This is a genomic window from Mesorhizobium sp. M0030, assembly GCF_040323695.1.
GTDB lineage: Bacteria > Pseudomonadota > Alphaproteobacteria > Rhizobiales > Rhizobiaceae > Mesorhizobium.
In genome coordinates this window covers 260,642-275,887 of record NZ_JAMYVE010000001.1, presented here as the reverse complement: position 1 = coordinate 275,887, position 15,246 = coordinate 260,642, and the positions used below count along the sequence as shown (strand labels likewise).

Sequence of the window (15,246 nt, the reverse complement as noted above, 5' to 3'; positions counted from 1 at the left end):
GAAAGGCGGCTTATAGAGCGAGTTGTGGCTGGATGGAACCTTTCGCTTCGGCGAAGGCAAACGGCTGCGGCAAGGTGTCTTTTACGCCACGATTACGGCGTTCGAGCTTCAGGGAGATGACGGCAGATGGATTTCGACCTTGTTGTGCGCGGCGGAACGCTGCCCGACGGCACCGTCGCCGATCTCGGCATCATCGGCGAGACGATCGTCGCCATAGAGCCCGAACTGCATGTCAGCGCCGGCACGTCGATCGACGCCCGTGGCAATCTGATCTCGCCGCCCTTCGTCGATCCGCATTTCCATATGGATGCAACGCTGTCCTACGGCATTCCACGCATCAACGCTTCGGGTACGCTGCTGGAGGGCATTTCGCTATGGGGCGAGCTGAAGCCGCTCCTGACGCATGACGCGGTGCGCGAGCGGGCGCTCGCCTATTGCGACTGGGCGGTCTCGATGGGCCTGCTCGCCATCCGTACCCATGTCGATGTCTGCGACGACCGGCTGCTGGCGGTCGAGGCGCTGCTCGACGTCAAGAAGATTGTCGCGCCCTATATCGATCTGCAACTGGTAGCCTTCCCGCAGGATGGCTTCTACCGTTCGCCGACGGCGCGCCAGAACACGCTGCGCGCGCTCGACATGGGCGTCGACATCGTCGGCGGCATCCCGCATTTCGAACGCACCATGGCCGACGGCACGCGCTCGGTGACCGAATTGTGCGAAATCGCGGCTAAGCGCGGGCTGATGGTCGACCTGCATTGCGACGAGACCGACGATCCGCTGTCGCGCCACATCGAGCAGCTTGCCTATGAGACCCACCGCCTTGGCCTTCAGGGCAAGGTGGCCGGCTCGCACCTGACTTCAATGCACTCGATGGACAATTATTACGTCTCCAAGCTCCTGCCGCTGATTGCCGAGGCCGGTGTGTCGGCGATCCCCAATCCGCTGATCAACATCATGCTGCAGGGCCGCCACGACACGTTTCCCAAACGGCGCGGAATGACCCGGGTGAAGGAGATGCTGGCGCTCGGCATCCGCGTCGGTTGGGGCCAGGATTGCGTTCTCGACCCCTGGTATTCGCTGGGCACCGCCGACATGCTCGACGTCGCCTTCATGGGGCTTCACGTCGCTCAGATGTCGAGCCCTGCCGACATGGCACGCTGCTTCGACATGGTCACCAATGTCAACGCCGCCGTCATGGGCCTCGATCATCTCGGCCTTGCCGTGGGCAAGCGCGCCAGCTTCGTCATCCTCGATGCCGGCAATCCGATCGAAGCCTTGAGGTTACGTGCCGAACGGCTGTGCGTCGTCGCCAGGGGCAAGGTGGTGGCCGAGCGCACGAAGCAGGAGACACGGCTGTCGATCGCCGGCCGTCCCGGACAGGTGAACCGGCGGCACAAAACTGCGTAGAAACAGCCGATTTCCGCCGCTGGTCTTACCGATTTGCCTCGTCAAAGCGGCCGCTTGCAGCTAGGGAGCCGCATGGCCCAGTCGCTCGTCCGCACCTTTACCATCAGGAACGTGCTTTTGGCCGGCATCCTTTTGATGCTGGCCGGCGACTTCATGTTCGCGCTGAACGACGCGATGGGCAAATGGCTGGTCGCCAGCTTCTCGGTCGGTCAGGTGGTGCTGATCCGATCGATCGGCGCCTTCATCGTGCTCGGCCCGATGATCGCCAACCAGGGCGCCGGCAGACTGTTCCGGATGGAGCGGCCGGTCCTCCAGATTCTGCGCGTGCTGGCGACCACGGTGGACACAGCCTTGTTTTACGCGGCCGTCGTCTATCTGCCGCTGGCCGATGTGATGAGCTTCTACATGGCCGGGCCGATCTATGTGGCGGCGCTGTCGCATTTCCTGCTCGGCGAAAAGGTCGGCTGGCGCCGCTGGGCCGCCATCCTGGTCGGCTTCTGCGGCGTGCTGATCATCTTGAAACCCTCTTCGGCGGCGTTCTCGCAGTCCTCGCTGTTCGCGCTGGTCGGCAGCATTGCCTTCGCCTTCGCCATCATCCTCAGCCGCCGCCTACGCGGCACCAGCGACACAACGCTGGTCACCTGGCAGACTATCGGCACGCTGCTGGTCGGCGGCGTGATGACCATAGGCGCCTGGCAGACGCCCTCGGCACTCGATTTCGGCGCCATGCTCCTGCTCGGCATCGTCTCCTGCAGCGCGCATCTGATGATTACCAGGGCGCTGAAACTGGCCCCTGCCTCGACGCTGGCGCCGCTGCACTACAGCCTGCTTCTATGGGCGGTGATCTTCGGCCTGGCATTCTTCGGCGACGTGCCGGGACCGCGCATCCTGATCGGCTCGGCCATCGTCGTGCTCGCCGGCCTGTTCATCTTCCACCGCCAGAAGGTGGTCGAAACAGTCGTGCCGCCGGAGAACGTGCCGAAAGGCGTGAATTGACCTAACCTTGGCGCACCGCCGCCAGATGCCGTGAAAACTCAGGCGTTTCCATCAGCGCCTTGCAACGGGCGAAGCGGCCGTCGGCATAGGCGCGGAAATCCTCGACCGGGTTGTTGTTGGCAAGCTGGATAAGGCCCCAGAGCGTCCACAACAGGTCGCACATCGCCTTGTAGGTGACGACGCGGCCGCGCTCGGCCGGTTTTGCCTCGCCGCCGAAATAGGCGCGCATCATCTCTTCCTCCTGCGCGGTGTCGAACCGGCCTTCGACCGAGAGGTCGCCGAGGTCCCAGAGCGGGTCGTTCATCCCCGAATATTCCCAGTCGACGATCCACATCCGCTCGCCCGTATCGAGAAAATTCTCGCACAGTGGATCGCAATGGCAGGCGGCAATCGGCAGTCTATGCGCGGCAAGGGACGCACGCACGGTGTCGGATTCGCGCACCACGTCGTGGTAGCCCGGCGGCAAGGCGACTTCCTTGGTCGATAAGACCTTGAGATAGTCGTCGATCATCGCAAACAGCTCGAAGCGGAACGGAAATACCGCACCGGACGTGTGCAGCTTGCGGAAGGCTTCTCCGGCGCGGGCCGGGCTGCCGGCGCGCAGCTTGAACTTTTCCGGCGACATCGTCACGGCGCCGGCAACGAAGCGGCTCGCCAGCACGCCTGTCGCGGGGTCGACATGCAGCACTTCGGGGCTGACGCCCGCTTTGGCCGCCTCACGCGCCGCCACCGCTTCATTGGCGCGGTTGATATACTCCTCGGTGCCTTTGCCGGGGATACGCAGGCAGATATCGCCGGCCCGAAAGACGAGATTGGTCATCCCGCCCAGCCGCTCCAGCGGTCCGTCGTAGCCCGCCAATGCCGGAATTGCCGCAAGTGTTGCGCGTGCCTCGTCCGTCCCCATGCCTGTTGCCCTTGGCCGTGTATTTCTTGCGACAACGGTTCCACAGTTTTCGCCGTTTGGCTATCATCCGATCGAGGGTGAGCAGCGAACTGGCGGAGAAACAGCCATGGCGGGCAACAAGGATCATGGCGGGCTTGGCGCCGCCTATGCGGCGCAACGGCCCGAGGACGTCGCCGCGATCTATGACAGTTGGTCGGAAACCTACGATGCCGACATGTCGGCCGCCGGCTACCGCCATCCGACGATCTGCCTGGCCCTGCTCGCACGGCATCTGCCGCGCGGCGCCGCACCGCTTCTCGACGCCGGCGCCGGCACCGGGCTGATCGGCGAGTGGCTGGCCATCACCGGCTATCCCCAGGTCGAAGCGCTCGATATTTCGCAAGGCATGCTGTCTAAAGCGGCGGCAAAGGGCGTCTATTCGGCGCTGCATTGCCTGGCGCTCGGCGGGCCACTGCCCTTTGCCGACAATGCCTATGCCGGCATCGTCTCGGCCGGCGTTTTCACCTCCGGCCATGTCGGCGCCGAGGGGCTGGACGAACTGATCCGCGTCTGCCGTCCCGGTGGCGTCATCGTGCTGACCATCAAGAACACGCTGTGGAACGCCGGCTTTGCCGATCGCATCGCTGCGCTCGCGGCTGAGGTCAGGGTCGTTCGTGCCGAGGAGACTGCGCCTTATGTTTCGATGCCGGGCGAGGCTGACACCGTGCCCAGCCGCGGCCTTGTGCTGCGCGTGAGCTGAGTCTGGCGCAGCCTATGCCTTGATCCTGCTCATCGAAGGATCGTACATCGGTTCGAGATGGATCTTCGCCGGCGTCCGTTCCATCGCCACCACCAGCTCATAGTCGCCTGAGCTGAGAAAATCGTCGCTGACGCCATCGGCGTTGCGGACATAGCCATAGCCGATGTTCTTAGCCAGCGTGTAGCCATATCCGCCGCTGGTGAGATAGCCGACCGGTTCGCCATTGCGCAAAATCGTCTCGCGCCCGACCAGCACGATATCGGGATCGTCGACCGTGAAGCCGGCAAAGCGTTTCTTCAGGTCGGCGCCGCTGATCTTTTCGAGCGCCCGCCGGCCGACGAAATCGGTGTTCTTCCTCAGCTTCACCGCCCAGCCGAGGCCGGCCTCCTGAGGCGTGTCGTTGGGGGTGATGTCGGAGCCCCAGGCGCGGTAGCCTTTCTCCAGCCGAAGTGATTCCAGCGCCCGGTAGCCGATCGGCCGGATGCCGTGCGGCTTGCCTGCCGCCATCAGCGTGTCGAAAATCTCGCCGGTGGCGGCGATCGGCACATGCAATTCCCAACCAAGCTCGCCGACATAGGTGACGCGCAGCGCCCGAACCGTATGGCCGGCAGTCGTGATCTCGCGGATATGGCCGAACGGGAAGGCGGCGTTCGAGACATCGGCATCGGTCACGGCAGCCAGAACGTCGCGGGCCCGCGGTCCCATCAGTGACAGCGTGCCGAAATCCTCAGTGACATCTTTCAGCGTCACGTCGAGACCCTTGCCGACATGGTCGCCGATCCAGGAGAGATCATGCGTGCGGAAGCCGGTGCCGGTCACGATGTAGAATTTGTCTTCGGCGAGCCTGGCCACCGTCAAATCGGCCTCGATGCCGCCGCGCGTGTTGAGAAGCTGCGTGTAGGTCAGCCGTCCCACCGGCTTGGCGACATCGTTGGCGCAGATCCAGTCCAGCGCCTTAGCCGCATCCGAACCCGTCATTTCGTATTTGGCGAAGGACGACTGGTCGAAGATGCCGACTTTCTCGCGCACATGGCGGTGCTCCTCGCCCACCGGGCCAAACCAGTTCTGCCGGCCCATGGAATAAATGTCTTCGGGTCTGGCGCCCTGCGGCGCGAACCAGTTCGGCCGCTCCCAGCCGAGTTTGGAGCCGAACACGGCGCGATGTTCTTTCAGCCGGTCATAGAGCGGCGAGACGATGCGCGGCCGGCCCGAGACGTACTCCTCATGCGGAAAGCCGATCGTGTAATGCTTGCCATAGGCTTCCAGCGTGCGATCGCTGACCCATTGCCGATCGCGATGCAGGCCGGAAAAGCGCCTGATGTCGACCACCCAGAGGTCGAGCGGCGCTTCGCCGTCGACCACCCACTGCGCTAGCACCCAGCCTGCGCCGCCGCCCGAAGCGATGCCGAAGGCGTTGAAGCCGGCGCCGACGAACATGTTGGCGCATTCGGGCGCGACACCGAGGATGAAATTGCCGTCCGGCGTAAAACTCTCCGGCCCGTTGATCATCTGCTTGACGCCGACCGTCTCCAGCGCCGGCACGCGCACGATCGCCTGGCTCATATGCTGCTCGAAATGATCGTAGTCGTCGTCGAACAGGCGGAACTCCCAGTCATCGGGGACATCGCCGCCGGACAGGCCGGTCGTCCAGGCTTGTGGGTTCGGCTCATAGCCGCCCATCACCAGCCCGCCGACCTCTTCCTTGAAATAGGTACGGCGGTCGGGATCGCGGATTGTCGGCGCGTCGGTCGCCAGCCCGTCGATCTTCTCGGTGATGATGTACTGGTGCTTGACGGGTTGCAGCGGCACGGAAATGCCGGCCATCGCGCCGACCTGGCGCGCCCATTGCCCGGCACAGTTCACCACCTTGTCGCAAGCAATGTCGCCCTTGTTGGTCTTCACCGCGGTGATGTGCCCGTCCATCATGTCAAATCCGGTGACGCGGACATCCTCGAACAGCTTCGCGCCATGCATGCGCGCGCCCTTGGCCAGCGACTGCGTGATGTCGGAGGGGCTGGCCTGCCCATCGGTCGGCAGCCAGGAGGCGCCGACGAGGTCGCCGGTCTCCAGCAGCGGCCACATCTTTTTGACCTCCCCCGGCGACAGCAACTGCATGTCCATGCCGAAGCTCCTGGCCGTCGTCGCCAGCCGTTTATATTCGGTCCAGCGGTCGGCATTGGTCGCAAGCCTGAGGCACCCGGTCATCTTCCAGCCGGTAGCGAGCCCGGTTTCGGCTTCCAGCCCCTTGTAGAGCTCGACCGAATATTTGAGCACGCGGGTGATCGAGGCGGACGAGCGCAGCTGGCCGACCAGCCCGGCCGCGTGCCAGGTCGAACCCGAGGTCAGCTTCCCCTGTTCCAGCAGCACGACATCGGCCTTGTGGTCGCGTGCCAGGTGATAGGCCGTCGAACAGCCGATAATACCGCCGCCGATGACGACGATGCCGGCATGTGTAGGCAATGTCATGGCTGTGTCCCGTATTTCGTCCGGTAATTGTCCAGCGCCGCGTCGAGCCGCGTCAGGTTCTGCGCGGTGTAGGCGACGTAGTCGATGCCGGGCGCGTCGAGGTAAAGTTCGGAAACCATGCTCCACATCGCCTCGCGCAGCAGCGAGGCGCATTGCATGGCCGCGTGCGAGCGGCGGATCGCCTCATCCGGCTCGCGCATGAAATACGCGGTGAGGAAAGTGAAGGACTCCGCGTCGCTCATCTCGGCGTTGGAGGCAACGCCGGCAAGATCGAACATCGCGGTGTTGAAACCGGCATATTCGAAATCGATGAGCCACAACCTGTCGCCATCGTCGAGAATATTTGCCGGCAAAAGATCATTGTGGCCGAAGACGATCGGCAGCAGTTTCTGGGCCCGCTCCAACTCGTCGGCCAGAGCCAGCAGCCTGGGCAGCTCGTCGCGCTTGCGGCTGCCGCCTTCGCTCAGCGTTCGCGCATAGTCGCGGATGACATGGAAGACCCAGAACATGAAGCCGGCGCCGGAGATGTGATTGGGCATCTCGCGATGGAACCCGCGCATAAGGGCCGCGACGCGGCCGATATTGGCGCGCACGTCCTCGGCAACATAGGTTTTCGCGCCGAGAAATTCCGTGACCATGATGCCGGGTTCGGAATGGTGGACCGCCGGCGCGAAGCCTGCGGCGTGCGCCGCGCGGGCCGTCATCACCTCGCGGTCGCGAAAGACGTGGTGAAATGGATAGTCCTGGCCGAAGCGCACGACATGCCGCCCGGCCGCGTCCTTGACCAGATAGTTGGCGTTGCTGAGGCCGCCCGGCAGCGGCGCAATGTCGATGCTGCCATTCCAGCAAGGCAAGGCCCGGATGCGGTCTTCAGCAGTCACGGGGCCATCCCTGACTTTTGCGGAGCTTTCCTGGGCGCCATGCGCCGCGCAACGAGCGTTGGGAAACGCAAAAAATCTCGTCGGTGCGGGACGCAGGAACTCCTATCCCGCGCCGCACCGACGAGCCCCTCTGGCCAGGTTTTGATACCCGGTCTCCGCCCCCGCGGATTTGAGAAACTTTTGTGCCAGTTCAAACCCAGACGGTCTGGCCAGACGGTCCGGTCCGTGAATTGCGGCTCTGCCATCACCCTCCCGTGGCAGTTCCGAAGCTGTCACGCCGTCAATGTCACGCCAGTGCTACCTAACTGTCAATGAAATGTTGTGACTTTTTTTGGGTGTTTTGCCCGAAACCACGAGCAATTCCTTTAAAAACGGCGGCATTGCCCTAAAACCGGGCAGGCCGCAAATTCAGGAAGCCAGATGATCCATTCGAAACGGCATGGCGAAATCCTCCGCCTCCTCCAGGAAGAGGGCACCGTCACCATTGCCAGCCTCGCCGACCGGCTGGGGGTTTCGCTTGAAACGGTGCGCCGGGATGTCAAGCCACTGACCGGCAATGGCTCGGTGCTCAAGATGCATGGCGCCATCGGCCTGCCGTCGATGGCCGGCGAAGCGCCGTTCGAGCGGCGCATGCGCGACAATGCGGAGGCCAAGCGGCTGATCGCCCGCATGGTCGCTGCCACCATTCGCGACGGTGAATCGGTCATGCTGGACACCGGCACCACGACCTCGTTCCTGGCCCGCGAACTGCTCGGCCACCGGCGGCTGACCGTGGTCACCAATTCATCCGACATCGCCCGCACGCTGGCCACCGTCAACGGCAACAAGGTCTATATGGCCGGCGGCGAATTGCGCAGCGATTCCGGAGCCGCCTTCGGCGCCTCGGCGATCGATTTCGTCAGCCGCTTCTCGGTCAGCCATGCGGTGATTTCGATCGGCGCCGTCGATGCCGCCGCAGGCCTTGCCGACTACGATCTGGAAGAGGCGGAGTTCGCCCGCATGGTGCTGTCGCGCGGCCAGCGCTCGCTGGTCATCACCGACCACACCAAGTTCGGTCGCCAGGGTCTGGTCCAGGTCTGCGGCTTCGACGGTTTTTCCGAACTCGCCACCGACCAGCCGCCGCCGCGCGACATTGCCTCGGCACTTGCCGAGGCTGGAGCGCGCCTCAGCATCGCTGCGGCCTAGCCAAACACCAGCGACTGGCGCGCCGCGATCCCGGCCCATGCCGCCACCCGATACCACGAAGGCGATGTTGTGCATCATGCGCGCCGCGTCGCCGGCCGCATAAGATGTCGTTCTGGTGAAAAATTGCTTTTTTCAATCATCCCGCTCTTCGCAATGTCCATGCAACTTGGCAGCCGCAAACAGCGCCTCGTCGAAATGCGGGCCGGGCGAATCGCCCGCATCAGCAATGAGGCCACCATGCTGCAAACGATGCCTTGTCTTTCCTGGACGCTTGCGCGCTCCGACCTGGAAGCGGACCCGGCTTGGCCGGACATTCCGCAACTTTCCGCCGGCGACGGTGTATGACGGTGTATAAGGTGTCCAGGATCAAGAACCTCAAAACCTATGACTGGCGCTTCGCATGACTGATCCACTGTCGGCGATCCTGGGCTTCGGCCTGCTTGGTGTCGGCTGTCTCGCCTTCACTGAAAAGATCCTGCCGCTGCCGCCCTCGCATGTGCTGCTGCTGTTCCTCGGCATGACGGCAGCCTCCGATCTCCTGGCGCTGGCGATCCTGCTTCTGGTGACGACGCTGTCCGCCATCACAGGCTGCCTTGTCTGGTATAGTGTGGGCCGTAGGATTGGATTGGATCGTGCCGACAGGCTGGTCGAGCGTTTCGGCAAATATGTCTGCTTGCGCTATGCGACCTACAGCAAGCTTGGTCAGGCCTACCGCCGCCATCATGTCCGGGTCTCCTTGCTGGCGCAGTTCATCCCGACGGTTCGCAACTATCTGCCGATCGCGGCCGGCGCGCTCCGTCTTCCACTCTTGCCCTTCGCGGCGGCGACGCTGCTCGGCGCCACGCTATGGAACACCGGCTTCCTCGTCACCGGCTACCTTATGCGCGGCAGCGGCCGGGATTCCTATGCCATCGGCTTTCGCATCATCGTCATCGTCCTGGCGCTGGAGACGGCGTTCATGCTCGCGCTTCGCTACGGTCCTGCCTGCCGGCGGCGCCTCGGGTTCGGCTGACCAGGAGGCGCCTCAAGCCGTATGGGTATAAGCTCCGCCTTCGGCTTTCCTTCCCCGGCGCGCCGGTGTTTAGTCCGGCCATGGCTTTCACCATCCGCCAGCTGCAGTTCTTCATTGCCGTCGCCGAGCAAGGCACGGTGTCGGGCGCCGCACAAAACCTCTCCATCTCGCAATCCTCGGTCACCGAGGCGATCAAGGAGCTGGAGAGCGATCTCGGCGTCGAATTGTTCGAGCGCCATCCGCGTGGCCTCAACATTACCCACAAAGGCCACCAGTTCCTGCGCCATGCGACCAAGATCCTGGCCGACGTCTCCGACGCGCGCCGCGCTTTTTCCGACGACCAGGTGGTGGCCGGCGGGCGGCTGCAGCTCGGCGTCACCTCGCTGGTCGCGGGCTATGTGCTGTCCGATCTGCTGGCGCGCTACCGCCGCGCCTATCCCGGCGTCGATGTCTCGGCCATCGAGGACAATGGCGACTATCTCGAACATCTGCTGATCGGCGGCAAGCTCGACATTGCCGTCATGGTCACCTCCAATTTGCGCGACCGCACCGCTCTGCAGTCGGAAATCCTCGAGGTCTCGGCCTACCGGCTGTGGGTCCCGCTCGGCCACAAGCTGGCCAGCGCCGACATTATCGGCATAGGCGACATTGCCGGCGAGCCGCTGATCATGCTGACCGTCGACGAGATCGAGGAGAACACCGGCAAGCTTCTGGCGGCGATCGGCGCCAGGCCGCATGTCGCCTTTCGCACCCGCTCGGTCGAAGCCGTTCGCAGCCTCGTCGCCACAGGTGCGGGCGTGGCGTTGCTGCCCGACCTAGTCTACCGGCCGTGGTCGCTGGAAGGCGACCGCATCGAATCGCGCGACATTTCGGGTTCCCTGCCGGTCGTCCAGGTCGGCATGGTCTGGCGCCGCGGCTCCGGTCTGCCGCAGGCGTCGCGCGACTTCATCGGCCTTGCCCAGTCGCAGCGTATGGTACGCCAGCAGCGTTGATAGGGTGCGTGGTTATCTATCGGAAAAACCGATATCGCGTTTCTGATAAATGAATTTGCGAAACCGGAATTTTCCGAGCACTTTTCATGTCAGGGACGAAAGCCGCGATCAGAGCGGCAACGTGCCATCGGATGAACTGACGCTTTTCAGCCTGCGGCTGACCGCGGCGGCGACTCGCTTCGCAGTCAGGCGCCAAAATGGGAGATTGACGATGAATTCATTCCTGAAGACGTGCACCGCCTTGACGGTCGCGCTGACCTTTTCCGGTCAGGCCGTCGCCCAGGTCAAGGAACTTGGCAAGGGCGAAGGGGAGGTCAGCATCGTTGCCTGGCCGGGGTACATCGAGCGCGGCGAAACCGACAAGGGCTATGACTGGGTGACCTCCTTCGAGAAGGAGAGCGGCTGCAAGGTCAACGTCAAGACCGCGAACACCTCCGACGAGATGGTCTCGCTGATGAATGAGGGTGGGTTCGATCTAGTCACCGCTTCGGGTGACGCATCGCTGCGCCTCGTTGCCGGCAAGCGCGTGCAGCCGATCAACACCGATCTCATCCCGAGCTGGAAGGCGGTAGACGACCGTCTGAAGGATGCGCCCTGGTTCACCGTCGACAAGGTGCATTACGGCGTTCCCTATCAGTGGGGCCCGAACATCCTGATGTACAACACCGATGTCTTCAAGGAAGCGCCCAAGAGCTGGAACGTCGTCTTCGAGGAAATGAACCTGCCGGACGGCAAGTCCAACAAGGGCCGCGTCCAGGCCTATGACGGCCCGATCCACATCGCCGACGCCGCCAACTATTTGATGTTCCACAAGCCGGAACTCGGCATTAAGGACCCGTACGAATTGAACGAAGACCAGTACAAGGCAGCGCTCGAGCTGCTGCGTGTTCAGCGGACGCTGGTCGGCCGCTACTGGCATGACGCCGCCATCCAGGTCGACGATTTCCAGAACGAAGGCGTCGTCGCTTCCGGTTCGTGGCCTTACCAGGTCAACACGCTGGTTGCCGCCAAGAAGCCGGTCGCCTCGACCGTGCCGGAAGAAGGCGTCACCGGCTGGGCCGACACCACCATGATGGAGGCCGACGCCGCGCATCCCAACTGCGCCTATATGTGGCTTGAGCATTCGCTGTCGCCCAAGGTCCAGGGCGATGTCTCGGCCTGGTTCGGCTCGCTCCCCGTGGTGCCCGCTGCCTGCAAGGGCAACGAGCTGCTCGGCGAGGAAGGCTGCAAGACCAACGGCTACGAGAACTTCGACAAGATCAAGTTCTGGAAGACCCCGGTCTCCAAGTGCGCAACCCAGAACGACCAGTGCGTGCCTTACTACCGCTGGGTGTCCGACTATATCGGCGTCATCGGCGGGCGTTGAGCTCCCTTTAACCCACCCCCTTGTGGGGAGGGTCGACGCGCAGCGTCGGGGTGGGGGCAGCGCTGACGTCCGGTGCTAGTCACCCCCACCCGCGGCTTCGCCGCGACCTCCCCATCGAGGGGGAGGTGAAGTGCCGTGCCCGCTGGCCTGATTGGTGGCGGCAAGAGCTATTTCGACGAACCACAAACCGGCAACAGATCAGGACAGCCCATGACCTCGGCCGTTTCCTTCCAGAAAGTCTCTCGCCATTTCGGCAGCGTGCGCGCCGTCGATGCGGTCGATCTCGACATCGTGCCGGGCGAGTTCTTCGCCATGCTTGGTCCGTCGGGGTCCGGCAAGACTACCTGCCTGCGCCTCATCGCCGGCTTCGAGCAGCCGACATCGGGCTCGATCTCGATCTTCGGCGACCGCGCCGAGGGCATGCCGCCCTATCGTCGCAACGTCAACACCGTGTTCCAGGACTACGCGCTGTTCCCGCATCTGAACGTGCTGGACAATGTCGCCTACGGGCTGATGGTCAAGGGCGTCGCCAAGCCGCAGCGGCAGAAGGCGGCGGAAGAGGCGCTGTCATTGGTGCGGCTTCCAGGCTTTGGCGCCCGCCGTCCCGGCCAGCTCTCCGGCGGCCAGCGCCAGCGCGTGGCGCTGGCCCGTGCGCTGGTCAATCAGCCCAAGGTGCTTCTGCTCGACGAGCCGCTCGGCGCGCTCGATCTCAAACTGCGCGAGAACATGCAGGAAGAGCTGAAGTCGCTGCAGAAGGCGCTCGGCATCACCTTCGTCTTCGTCACCCACGACCAGGGCGAAGCGCTGTCGATGGCCGACCGCGTCGCCGTCTTCAATGACGGCAAGATCATGCAGATCGGCACGCCGGAAGACATCTACCAGCGGCCGAAGACCCGCTTCGTCGCCGATTTCGTCGGCTCCTCCAACGTACTGCCGCCGGACTTCGTCCAGCGCTATTCCGGCCAGCATCGCTGGGGCAGCCTGCGTCCCGAATCCATCCGCATCGGCCGCGCCGCCAAAGGCGAGGGCGTCGCCGCGCGCCTGGTCGGAACCAACTATCTCGGCGCTACGACCAAGCTGGCGCTCGACGCCGACGGGTTGAGGCTGCACGCCATCGTGCCGGCCGGGACAAAGCTGCCGGCGGAAGGCGAAGCGGTGGTGCTGACGTTCAACCGCGAGCATTTGCATTTGATGGACGAGCCGGCATGATTGAGGTTTGCGCCAAGCACCCCCCTCTGTCCTGCCGGACATCTCCCCCTCAAGCGGGGAGATTGGCTGTTCCTCCCGGTTTCGCCAATCTTCAACGTTGGGGATTTGGCGAGGCAGCGAAACTGCTGATCTCCCCCCTTGAGGGGGAGATGTCCGGCAGGACAGAGGGGGGTGTGAAGGAACGCGGCTTCTCAGGGTTCCTTCAGCACGCGGTCGCCCCATGACCATCGCCGCGCTCAACTCAACCTCCGCCCCCGCCATCCTGCCCGGCAGCGGTGGCATGCGCGGCGCACTGTCGGACCTTTTCTGGCGCAAGCCGCAACTGCTGCTGTTCCTCATGCTGCTGCCGCCGGTTCTATGGCTCGGCGTTATCTATATCGGCTCGTTGTTCGCACTTCTGGCGCAGAGCTTTTTTTCGATCGACGAGTTCTCCGGCCTCATCAACCACGAATTCACGCTGAAGACCTATGGCGACCTGTTCCAGCCCGCCAATCTCGACATCATCCTGCGCACGGTCACGATGGCGGTGCTGGTCACGCTGGCCTCGGCCGTCATCGCCTTCCCGATCGCCTATTATGCGGCGCGCTATGCCCGCGGCCGGTGGAAGGCGCTGTTTTATCTCGGAATCATGCTGCCGCTGTGGTCGAGCTACCTCGTCAAGATCTACGCCTGGAAGTTGATCCTCGCCAAGGAAGGCATTCTGACCTGGCTGCTGGCCAAATTGCATCTGCTTTGGATGCTCGATGGCTGGCTGTCGCTGCCGGTCGTCGGCGGCAATTCCCTGTCGGTCTCCGCCACCGGAACCTTCATCGCCTTCGTCTATGTCTGGCTGCCGTTCATGATCCTGCCGGTGCAGGCGGCATTGGAGCGCGTGCCCGGCAATCTGGTCGAGGCGTCCTCCGATCTCGGGGCGTCGCCGGGCCAGACCTTCCGCAACGTGCTGTTCCCGCTGGCGCTGCCCGGCATCGTCGCCGGCTCGATCTTCACCTTCTCGCTGACGCTGGGCGACTACATCATCCCGCAGATCATCGGCACGTCGCGGCTGTTTATCGGCCAGGCCGTCTATTCGCAGCAGGGCACAGCCGGCAACATCCCTCTCGCCGCCGCCTTCACCGTCGTGCCCATCGTCATCATGGGTTTCTATCTCTGGGGCGCCAAGCGCATGGGGGCCTTCGATGCGCTCTGACGGTTCGCAATCCGCCCCGCTCGGCCTCAAGATCGCAGCCGCTTGCGGCCTGCTCTTCCTGCACCTGCCGATCCTGCTGATCTTCGTCTATGCCTTCACCACGGAAGAGAAGAGCTTCGTCTGGCCGCCGCCGGGGCTGACCACGCAATGGTTTGCCGTCACCTGGAACCGGCCGGATGTCTGGCAGGCGCTGTCGCTGTCGGTCCGTGTCGCCGCCATCTCGACGGCGATTGCCTTGATCCTGGGCACGCTGTGCGCCGCCGCCGTGTCACGGACGAAATTCTTCGGCCGCGAGACGATCTCGCTGCTCGTCATCCTGCCGATCGCGCTGCCCGGCATCATCACCGGCATCGCGTTGCGCTCGGCCTTCTCGCTAGCCGACATCCCGTTCTCGTTCTGGACGATCGTGCTCGGCCACGCCACCTTCTGCGTTGTCGTCGTCTACAACAATGCGGTCGCCCGTTTCCGCCGCACTTCCGGCTCAATGATCGAGGCCTCGATGGATCTCGGCGCCGACGGCTTCCAGACCTTCCGGCACGTCGTGCTGCCCAACATCGCCACCGCTCTGCTTGCCGGGGGGATGCTCGCCTTCGCGCTCTCCTTCGACGAGGTCATCGTCACCACCTTCACCGCCGGCCAGCAGCAGACCGTGCCGATCTGGATGCTGGAAGAGCTGATCCGCCCACGCCAGCGTCCGGTCACCAATGTCGTCGCCATGGTCGTGGTGCTGGTGACGCTGCTGCCCATCCTTGCCGCCTATTACCTGACCCGCGACGGCGACCAGATCGCCGGTTCGGGCAAATGAAGAACAGCGAATAGGGAGTAGCGAATAGCGAATAGGGGAGATTGCACGACCAGCCCTATTCGCTACTCGCTATTCGCTACTCGCTCCTGACCGAGGAG

The 15,246-nt window shown here is 63.7% G+C and carries 14 protein-coding genes; 11 read left to right on the top strand and 3 right to left on the bottom strand.

All coding sequences use genetic code 11. The features are described from left to right. Positions 1–126: 126 nt before the first annotated feature. Together NKJ80_RS01290 and NKJ80_RS01285 are read left to right on the top strand one after the other, a co-directional pair. A complete protein-coding gene (locus NKJ80_RS01290) occupies positions 127–1,407 on the top strand; it encodes an amidohydrolase family protein (protein ID WP_352496896.1) in 1,281 nt (426 codons plus the stop codon). 72 nt (positions 1,408–1,479) lie between these two features. Further along, positions 1,480–2,403, top strand: coding sequence for a DMT family transporter (locus NKJ80_RS01285; RefSeq protein ID WP_352496895.1), 924 nt, complete (start codon positions 1,480–1,482; stop codon positions 2,401–2,403). Position 2,404: 1 nt separating this feature from the next. On the opposite strand, the gene NKJ80_RS01280 is transcribed toward NKJ80_RS01285, so the two are convergent. Beyond that, the gene (locus NKJ80_RS01280; protein ID WP_023715584.1) at positions 2,405–3,307 is read right to left on the bottom strand and encodes a phosphotransferase family protein; all 903 of its coding nucleotides are present in this window, start codon (positions 3,305–3,307) and stop codon (positions 2,405–2,407) included. A gap of 106 nt (positions 3,308–3,413) precedes the next feature. On the opposite strand from NKJ80_RS01280, the gene NKJ80_RS01275 reads away from it, so the two are divergent. Then, positions 3,414–4,046 (top strand): class I SAM-dependent DNA methyltransferase, encoded by a 633-nt coding sequence (locus NKJ80_RS01275; protein ID WP_352496894.1) that lies wholly within the window; start codon positions 3,414–3,416, stop codon positions 4,044–4,046. A gap of 12 nt (positions 4,047–4,058) precedes the next feature. Here NKJ80_RS01275 and NKJ80_RS01270 read toward each other — a convergent pair whose 3' ends face one another. Both NKJ80_RS01270 and NKJ80_RS01265 read right to left on the bottom strand, forming a co-directional pair. Further along, positions 4,059–6,512, bottom strand: a complete 2,454-nt coding sequence (locus NKJ80_RS01270) for a GcvT family protein (protein ID WP_352496893.1) — start codon at positions 6,510–6,512, stop codon at positions 4,059–4,061. Further along, positions 6,509–7,393 carry a phosphotransferase gene (locus tag NKJ80_RS01265; RefSeq protein WP_352496892.1) on the bottom strand — a complete coding sequence of 295 codons (885 nt, stop codon included), beginning with the start codon at positions 7,391–7,393 and terminating at the stop codon, positions 6,509–6,511. The genes NKJ80_RS01270 and NKJ80_RS01265 overlap by 4 nt, the downstream gene beginning before the upstream one ends. Positions 7,394–7,813: 420 nt before the next feature. On the opposite strand from NKJ80_RS01265, the gene NKJ80_RS01260 reads away from it, so the two are divergent. From NKJ80_RS01260 to NKJ80_RS01225, 8 genes are all read left to right on the top strand, one after another. Continuing rightward, the gene (locus tag NKJ80_RS01260) at positions 7,814–8,578 is read left to right on the top strand and encodes a DeoR/GlpR family DNA-binding transcription regulator (RefSeq protein ID WP_352496891.1); all 765 of its coding nucleotides are present in this window, start codon (positions 7,814–7,816) and stop codon (positions 8,576–8,578) included. A gap of 69 nt (positions 8,579–8,647) precedes the next feature. Then, the gene (locus NKJ80_RS01255) at positions 8,648–8,923 is read left to right on the top strand and encodes a hypothetical protein (RefSeq protein ID WP_155923951.1); all 276 of its coding nucleotides are present in this window, start codon (positions 8,648–8,650) and stop codon (positions 8,921–8,923) included. A gap of 55 nt (positions 8,924–8,978) precedes the next feature. Then, positions 8,979–9,590 carry a DedA family protein gene (locus NKJ80_RS01250; RefSeq protein WP_023692634.1) on the top strand — a complete coding sequence of 204 codons (612 nt, stop codon included), beginning with the start codon at positions 8,979–8,981 and terminating at the stop codon, positions 9,588–9,590. A gap of 80 nt (positions 9,591–9,670) precedes the next feature. Continuing rightward, positions 9,671–10,582 (top strand): LysR family transcriptional regulator, encoded by a 912-nt coding sequence (locus NKJ80_RS01245; protein ID WP_023673412.1) that lies wholly within the window; start codon positions 9,671–9,673, stop codon positions 10,580–10,582. Positions 10,583–10,793: 211 nt separating this feature from the next. Continuing rightward, positions 10,794–11,948, top strand: a complete 1,155-nt coding sequence (locus NKJ80_RS01240) for an ABC transporter substrate-binding protein (protein ID WP_023692632.1) — start codon at positions 10,794–10,796, stop codon at positions 11,946–11,948. A gap of 210 nt (positions 11,949–12,158) precedes the next feature. After that, a complete protein-coding gene (locus NKJ80_RS01235) occupies positions 12,159–13,157 on the top strand; it encodes an ABC transporter ATP-binding protein (RefSeq protein ID WP_352497095.1) in 999 nt (332 codons plus the stop codon). A 220-nt stretch (positions 13,158–13,377) separates the two neighbouring features. After that, positions 13,378–14,343, top strand: a complete 966-nt coding sequence (locus NKJ80_RS01230) for an ABC transporter permease (RefSeq protein WP_352496890.1) — start codon at positions 13,378–13,380, stop codon at positions 14,341–14,343. Next, positions 14,333–15,148 (top strand): ABC transporter permease, encoded by an 816-nt coding sequence (locus NKJ80_RS01225; RefSeq protein WP_023673416.1) that lies wholly within the window; start codon positions 14,333–14,335, stop codon positions 15,146–15,148. The genes NKJ80_RS01230 and NKJ80_RS01225 overlap by 11 nt, the downstream gene beginning before the upstream one ends. Positions 15,149–15,246: the final 98 nt, after the last annotated feature.

What these genes read in the sequence shown, in the direction of transcription:
- NKJ80_RS01290 (WP_352496896.1), top strand. Translation starts at nt 127, where the DNA reads ATGGATTTCGACCTTGTTGTGCGCGGCGGAACGCTGCCCGACGGCACC.
- NKJ80_RS01270 (WP_352496893.1), bottom strand. Translation starts at nt 6,512, where the DNA reads ATGACATTGCCTACACATGCCGGCATCGTCGTCATCGGCGGCGGTATT.
- NKJ80_RS01250 (WP_023692634.1), top strand. Translation starts at nt 8,979, where the DNA reads ATGACTGATCCACTGTCGGCGATCCTGGGCTTCGGCCTGCTTGGTGTC.
- NKJ80_RS01285 (WP_352496895.1), top strand. Translation starts at nt 1,480, where the DNA reads ATGGCCCAGTCGCTCGTCCGCACCTTTACCATCAGGAACGTGCTTTTG.
- NKJ80_RS01225 (WP_023673416.1), top strand. Translation starts at nt 14,333, where the DNA reads ATGCGCTCTGACGGTTCGCAATCCGCCCCGCTCGGCCTCAAGATCGCA.
- NKJ80_RS01275 (WP_352496894.1), top strand. Translation starts at nt 3,414, where the DNA reads ATGGCGGGCAACAAGGATCATGGCGGGCTTGGCGCCGCCTATGCGGCG.
- NKJ80_RS01280 (WP_023715584.1), bottom strand. Translation starts at nt 3,307, where the DNA reads ATGGGGACGGACGAGGCACGCGCAACACTTGCGGCAATTCCGGCATTG.
- NKJ80_RS01245 (WP_023673412.1), top strand. Translation starts at nt 9,671, where the DNA reads ATGGCTTTCACCATCCGCCAGCTGCAGTTCTTCATTGCCGTCGCCGAG.
- NKJ80_RS01240 (WP_023692632.1), top strand. Translation starts at nt 10,794, where the DNA reads ATGAATTCATTCCTGAAGACGTGCACCGCCTTGACGGTCGCGCTGACC.
- NKJ80_RS01230 (WP_352496890.1), top strand. Translation starts at nt 13,378, where the DNA reads ATGACCATCGCCGCGCTCAACTCAACCTCCGCCCCCGCCATCCTGCCC.
- NKJ80_RS01260 (WP_352496891.1), top strand. Translation starts at nt 7,814, where the DNA reads ATGATCCATTCGAAACGGCATGGCGAAATCCTCCGCCTCCTCCAGGAA.
- NKJ80_RS01235 (WP_352497095.1), top strand. Translation starts at nt 12,159, where the DNA reads ATGACCTCGGCCGTTTCCTTCCAGAAAGTCTCTCGCCATTTCGGCAGC.